At 61.6% G+C, this 5,963-nt stretch carries 4 protein-coding genes; 1 reads left to right on the top strand and 3 read right to left on the bottom strand.

Annotation, left to right across the window (positions count from 1 at the left end):
• Positions 1-1,141 (bottom strand): glutamate-1-semialdehyde 2,1-aminomutase (gene hemL / locus JWR14_RS17515; RefSeq protein ID WP_299709181.1); only part of this gene is annotated, 1,141 nt, incomplete at its 3' end.
• Positions 1,142-1,599: 458 nt separating this feature from the next.
• On the opposite strand from hemL, the gene JWR14_RS17510 reads away from it, so the two are divergent.
• Positions 1,600-2,823, top strand: coding sequence for a Bcr/CflA family multidrug efflux MFS transporter (locus tag JWR14_RS17510; protein WP_299709178.1), 1,224 nt, complete (start codon positions 1,600-1,602; stop codon positions 2,821-2,823).
• Between the two features lie 143 nt (positions 2,824-2,966).
• Here the strand turns inward: JWR14_RS17510 and JWR14_RS17505 are convergent, their stop codons facing one another.
• Both JWR14_RS17505 and JWR14_RS17500 read right to left on the bottom strand, forming a co-directional pair.
• Positions 2,967-5,090, bottom strand: coding sequence for a prolyl oligopeptidase family serine peptidase (locus tag JWR14_RS17505; RefSeq protein ID WP_299709175.1), 2,124 nt, complete (start codon positions 5,088-5,090; stop codon positions 2,967-2,969).
• A 283-nt stretch (positions 5,091-5,373) separates the two neighbouring features.
• A partial coding sequence (locus JWR14_RS17500; protein WP_366144557.1) for a TOBE domain-containing protein occupies positions 5,374-5,963 on the bottom strand: 590 nt, incomplete at its 5' end.

Here is a 5,963-nt window from a genome sequence, read left to right as displayed (position 1 = left end):
ACGCGTTGAAGCGCTTCGTGTCGCCCTGCGTGACTTCAGCGAAACTTCCCGGGATGCGCTCGGCGAAATACAGGCCGAACATGCCGCCGATGGCATCTGCCGAGAACGGCACCCTGGCTTCCTTGGCGACAGCGGCCAAGCCATCGGCGAGACGACGGGTTTGCTTCGTGAGCGTGTCGTAGAACCCTGGCGCCTGGATCAGTTGCAGCGTCTTTAACCCGGCGGCAACCGCGATCGGATTTCCCGACAACGTGCCCGCCTGGTACACGCCACCGAGCGGCGCGAGATGCGCCATGATGTCCCGGCGTCCGCCGAACGCTGCCGCAGGCATACCGCCGCCGATGACCTTGCCCAGGCACGTCAGGTCCGGCTTGATGCCATAGACCTGCTGCGCGCCGCCCAGCGCCACGCGAAAACCGCACATGACTTCATCGAAAATCAGCACGGAGCCGTACTCGTCGCAACGTGCGCGCAGTGCTTGCAGGAACTCGGGCGTGGCTTTCACGAGGTTCATGTTGCCGGCCACCGGCTCCACGATTATCGACGCGATTTCCGCGCCGAACGCGGCAAACGCTTCGTCAAGCTGCTCGACGTTGTTGTATTCGAGCACGGTCGTGTGCTTGGCGGTATCGGCGGGAACGCCTGCCGATGTGGGGTTGCCGAAGGTCAGCAAACCCGAGCCCGCTTTCACGAGCAGGCTGTCCGCATGACCGTGATAACACCCCTCGAACTTGATGATCCGATCCCGTTTCGTGAATCCGCGTGCGAGACGCAGCGCGCTCATGGTCGCCTCGGTGCCGCTCGACACCATGCGCACTTGTTCAATCGACGGGACCAGCTTGCAGATCTCTTCCGCGATCTCGATCTCGGATTCGGTCGGCGCACCGAACGAAAACCCGTTCGCGAGCACGCGCTGCACGGCTTCGAGTACTTCGGGATGAACGTGGCCGAGGATCATCGGCCCCCAGGAACCGATGTAGTCGATGTACTGCTTGCCCTCGGCGTCCCAGAAATACGGACCTTGCGCCCGTTCGATGAACCGCGGCGTGCCGCCGACCGAGCGAAACGCGCGCACCGGCGAGTTCACACCGCCGGGAATGGTTTTCTGGGCGCGTTCGAAGAGAGCTTCATTTCTGGACATGACGGGACCTGCGCTGAATGACGGGTTCGGCTGAAGAGGGCTGCGGCCGCTGGCTTCGTTTCAAGCCTGGATCAGCGCTGGGATCGGATCCGGCGGAGTCCGGCTGGGTTCGACCAGGCCCGACGGGGTCTGGCGCTTGGCTCGCGGCTACAGGAAATCAAGATGAAATTGTACCGGAGTCGACTGCTTCGAGCCCGCGACGCTCCGCCCTGGTGCCGCATTCAAAAGGACCGCCGTGAGGATGGTGAAAGCGGGGCGGGTACAATGCACTGTGTTTTAAGGCTTTGTTTAAGCCGTTCACTTGCACGCGGGACATGGCTGTTGCCAGGTTTTTCGCACTCGTATCGTGTTTGTCTCGTGGTCGTTTTGTGGCCGTTTCGCCAATCGTCGCCAATCGTTGCTCATTGCTCGCCAGTTCCGAAAACCGCGCCTTTTCCTCAAGCTCCCTTTCGCCTCTCATGCCCGAAATCATCAAGCGCCGTGCCGACCGCCGACTGATCCTGTTGCTCGGCGCGCTGGCGGCGTGCGGACCGCTTTCCATCGATATGTATCTGCCGAGCCTGCCGGCGCTCGCCACCTCGTTCGGTACGACCGCCGCCGCCGCGCAGATCACGCTGACCAGTTTCATGCTGGGTTTTTCGCTCGGCATGCTTGTGTACGGTCCGCTCTCGGACGCCTACGGCCGCCGGCCGGTGCTGCTGGGCGGCATCGTGTTGTACACGCTCGCGAGCGTGGGATGCGCGCTGTCGTTTTCCATCGATTCGCTGGTTTTGCTGCGCTTTCTGCAAGCGCTCGGCGCGGGTTCGGCGTCGGTACTGGCGCGCGCGATTGCGCGCGATGCTCACGCTCCGTCGGACGCGGCCCGGGTGCTGTCGATGCTCGCCATCGTCACGTCGATCGGACCGTTGCTCGCACCGCTGATAGGCGGTCAGTTGCTGCTGCTGGGCGGCTGGCGCGCGGTGTTCGTCACGTTGACGGTGTTCGGCACGATCTGCGCGGTGACCACGTATTTGCGGGTGCCGGAAACCTGGCCGCGCGAGAAACGCGCGACATCGGCGCTTGGCCGATCGTTTGCCGCGTACGGCCGTCTTCTCACCGATCCCGTCACCTGGGGCCACACGCTATGCGGCGGCATGGCGTTCGCGTCGATGTTCGCGTACATCACCGCGACGCCGTTTGTGTATATCGACTATTTTCATGTGAAGCCGCAGCACTACGGGTTCTTCTTCGGGCTGAACATCATTGGGATCATCGGCTGGAACGTGGTGAACACGCGGCTGGTCGGGCCGCTGGGATCGCTGAAACTGATATCGATAGCGTCGTTCGTCAGCGTGATCGCGGCGCTGGCTACAGCATTTGTTTGCATCACCGGTTTTGGCGGCTTGTGGTCGATCGTCGTCTGTCTGTTCTTCGTGGTTGGCGTCGTGGGTTTGTTGTCGGCGAACTGCACGACTGACCTGATGCATCGATACCCGCACAACGCAGGCGCCGCCGCCGCGGTGTTCGGCGCGGTGCAATTGGCCCTCGGCGCGCTGGCGAGCGTTGCCGTCGGGATGTTCCACGACGGTACGCCGCAGGGGATGGGAATCGTGATCGGCGTGACGGGCGTGCTGACGTTCGTCGGCCGAACACTGGTGCTGCGCTGGCATGGCACGCCGGTGAGGGCAAGTCGGGTTGGGTGATGTATTTGAACTTGTTCGGTCGCCCTGATATATCGCGCGGCGCATTTTGAACAACCCGGCGCGGACAAGATATCTGCGCCGGGTTTACTCACCGCCTGAGAACGTGAGCGCGTTGCCAAGTCAGCCGCGCGCCCGGCAGAACATTACTTGTTGCCCACCAACTGGTGCAAGAACGTGAACGCGGTCGCTTCCACACGGGCGATGCTTTCCGCCTCCACGCCCGCGCCATGACCGCCGTCGCGGTTCTCCAGATACCACACGCGGTCGTGCCCTTGCGCTTGCATCCTTGCCGCCATCTTGCGAGCGTGCCCGGGATGCACGCGGTCATCGGTCGCCGATGACGTGAACAGCGCCGGCGGACAAACCGCATCGGCTTTCACGTTTTGATACGGCGAATAAGTCATCAGGAAGCGTAGGTCGTCTGCCTCCTCGGGGTCGCCGTATTCATCGATCCACGATGCGCCTTGTAGCAGCAAGTGAAATCGCGCCATGTCGAGCAAAGGCACTTCGGACAACGCTGCGCCGAACAACTCCGGGCGCTGGACCAGCATGACGCCGGTAAGCAAGCCGCCATTGCTGCCGCCACGAATGGCGAGTTGTTTCGATGTCGTCACGCCCGACGCCACCAGCGCTTCTGAAACTGCGATGAAGTCATCGAAGGCGACCTGGCGCTTTTCACGCTGCGCCGCCTGATGCCACTCCGGCCCGAACTCGCCGCCGCCACGAATGTTCGCGACTGCGTACAAGCCGCCGCCTTCGAGCCACGCGATGCCTGTGGTCGCGTCGTAATGCGGGTCGAGCGCAACTTCGAAGCCGCCATAGCCGTAGAGCAGGCAGGGTGCGGTTTCGTGACCCTTCACGTTTGCTTCACGGCCGATCAGCCAATAGGGAATAGCGACGCCATCGGTTGATATTGCGTGACGACGCTCGGCAATGAGGCCGGTGGAGTCGAACTGAGCCGGAAGGCGCGCGAGCAGTTGCCACTCCTTTTCCGGTTGCGCGAAATCGGCGAAGTAAAGCGACGGCGGCGTGAGGAAATGTTCGACGTGAACAAGTACGGTATCGTCGCGTTCGCTGTCGATGGAATCCACATACGACTGGCTGGCGGCCGGCAACGCGAAATCGCGGCGCGTCCATTCACCTTCGAGATCGGCCGGCGGGCCAAGCAATTCCACGCGAGGCGAACCATCGTCCATCAGCGACATCACCAACCAGTGCTTCGTGAAGTCGATATCGGCGAGAACGTTGCGGCCTGACGGCGTGAACAGCACGGTGAAATTGCGCGCGCCTTTCAGGAAGGCATCGCGGCGAATGACGAGCAACGAACCGCTCGCGTAGGTCGTTGCGCCCGCTTGATACGCCTCGCGTGGCGTGACGAACAACCAGCCGTTCCAATGCTCGAGTTCTGCGTGCGGCGGGACATCGTATTGCTGCCACTCGCCCGTGGTTTCATCGAGCCAGTATTGCAGCGTCTCGTAAAAGGTCACCGCGCGCGAAGCCAGATGCAACTTTTCGAGTTGATCGTAATCCACGCCTGCCGATACATCGCGACGCTTGCCTTCGAAGACGATGGGAGCATCGGCCAGCTTCGTTCCGCGCTTCCATCTGCGCGCCTGACGTGGAAACCCGGACGTGGTCAGCGCGGGCTTTTTGCTATGCGCGCTATCGTCCCAGCCGACGTACACCGTGTCGCGATCGATCCACGAAATGCCGTGCTTGCCTACATCCGGAAGTGTGAAGCCGTCTTCTACAAAGCGTTGTGTTTCGATGTCGAATTCGCGGACCATGCATGCGTCTGAGCCGCCCGGCGAGAAGCTCACCAACGCACGGTCCCAGGTCGGGTAGAGCATGTCGAAGTCGTGCAGCGCCCAGCGGATGCCGTCTTTGGCGGCGCTCGTATTCAAGTCGATCTGATCGACGTCCAGGATGGTTTGCCATTCGGGATTGCCAGCCAGCCACGACGACCACGGCGTACGCCTGACGATTCCAAGCGGATGCGTCTCGTCCTGCCACGTGTTGTAGCCCCAGTCGTCATAACGCGAGCACGAAACAATCCGTTCCTGCGAGGTGTAGGCGGTTTTCAGGCGTGTGGTGAGGGCATCGGTTTGCGGCGTTTTACCGAAAGCAGCGGTGGTGCGCGCGTTTTGCGCATCGACCCAGGCGTCGACGCGAGCGTCGTCGAGCGCTTCGAGTTCAATGAACGGATCTGCGCCGGTAGCAGCGCGCCATTCGAGATCGGGATGTCGGCTGCGGAAAGAATCTGTCATGTCGGGGAGGGCCGCCTGCTTTGCATTGCCGGTGGATGCGCCGGCTTGTTCGAGGATTCAGAAAGGGAATTGTGCCTGATGGTGCTGGCCGGCGCGGTTTTGGTCAGTTCGGGTCGCGGCGGGAGGCGCTTAAGCGATTACGCTCGTCTCGTGTAAAAGGACACCGGCGACAAGTAAGAAGCCCAAAGCCGTTCCGCTAGTTCTTTAAGCGCGCGGCGCAGCAAAACGAAAAAAAGCCGCGCAGCCCTTTCGGTCTGCACGGCGCTATCTACCCAGAAAACCTTCAAGCCAATCGATCTTCCGTCTTCGAATCGAACAACACTGCCTTCGATACGTCGAACAACAGCGTCATGTTCGTCAGCGGCTGCGGATTGCTCGCCGGGTGCACACGGCTCACCACGCGCTTGCCGTTCACTTGCGTGAACACCAGCGTATCCGGGCCAGTAGGTTCGATCACATCGATCTTCACTTCAATCGGCTGCAGCCGCGCATCTTCAACGTTATGCGCACTGCGGGCATCCGTAATCCGCTCCGGACGCAAGCCGAGAATCACATTCTGGCCGACCTTGCCACGCACGGCAGCGGCATCGAACGGCAGAGTCAACACGGTACGCGTCACGCCCGTATCAATCTCAAGTCCGACGCCCGATCCTGCCTCGACCAGCTTGCCATCGATGAAATTCATCGGCGGCGCGCCAATGAAACCCGCCACGAACAAATTCGCCGGCGAATCATAGATATCCTGTGGCGCGCCGAACTGTTGCACCACGCCATCCTTCATCACCGCGATCCGGTCGCCGAGCGTCATGGCTTCGATCTGATCGTGCGTCACGTACACAATCGTCGTTCCAAGGCGCTGGTGCAGCAGCTTGA

It is taken from the genome of Caballeronia sp., from assembly GCF_028292365.1.
Classification (GTDB): Bacteria; Pseudomonadota; Gammaproteobacteria; order Burkholderiales; family Burkholderiaceae; genus Caballeronia.
This window is presented reverse-complemented; position numbering and strand designations above follow the sequence as displayed.

Bases quoted from the DNA above. Each gene is read 5' to 3' on its own strand.
- JWR14_RS17510 (WP_299709178.1), top strand. From the start codon at position 1,600: ATGCCCGAAATCATCAAGCGCCGTGCCGACCGCCGACTGATCCTGTTG.
- JWR14_RS17505 (WP_299709175.1), bottom strand. From the start codon at position 5,090: ATGACAGATTCTTTCCGCAGCCGACATCCCGATCTCGAATGGCGCGCT.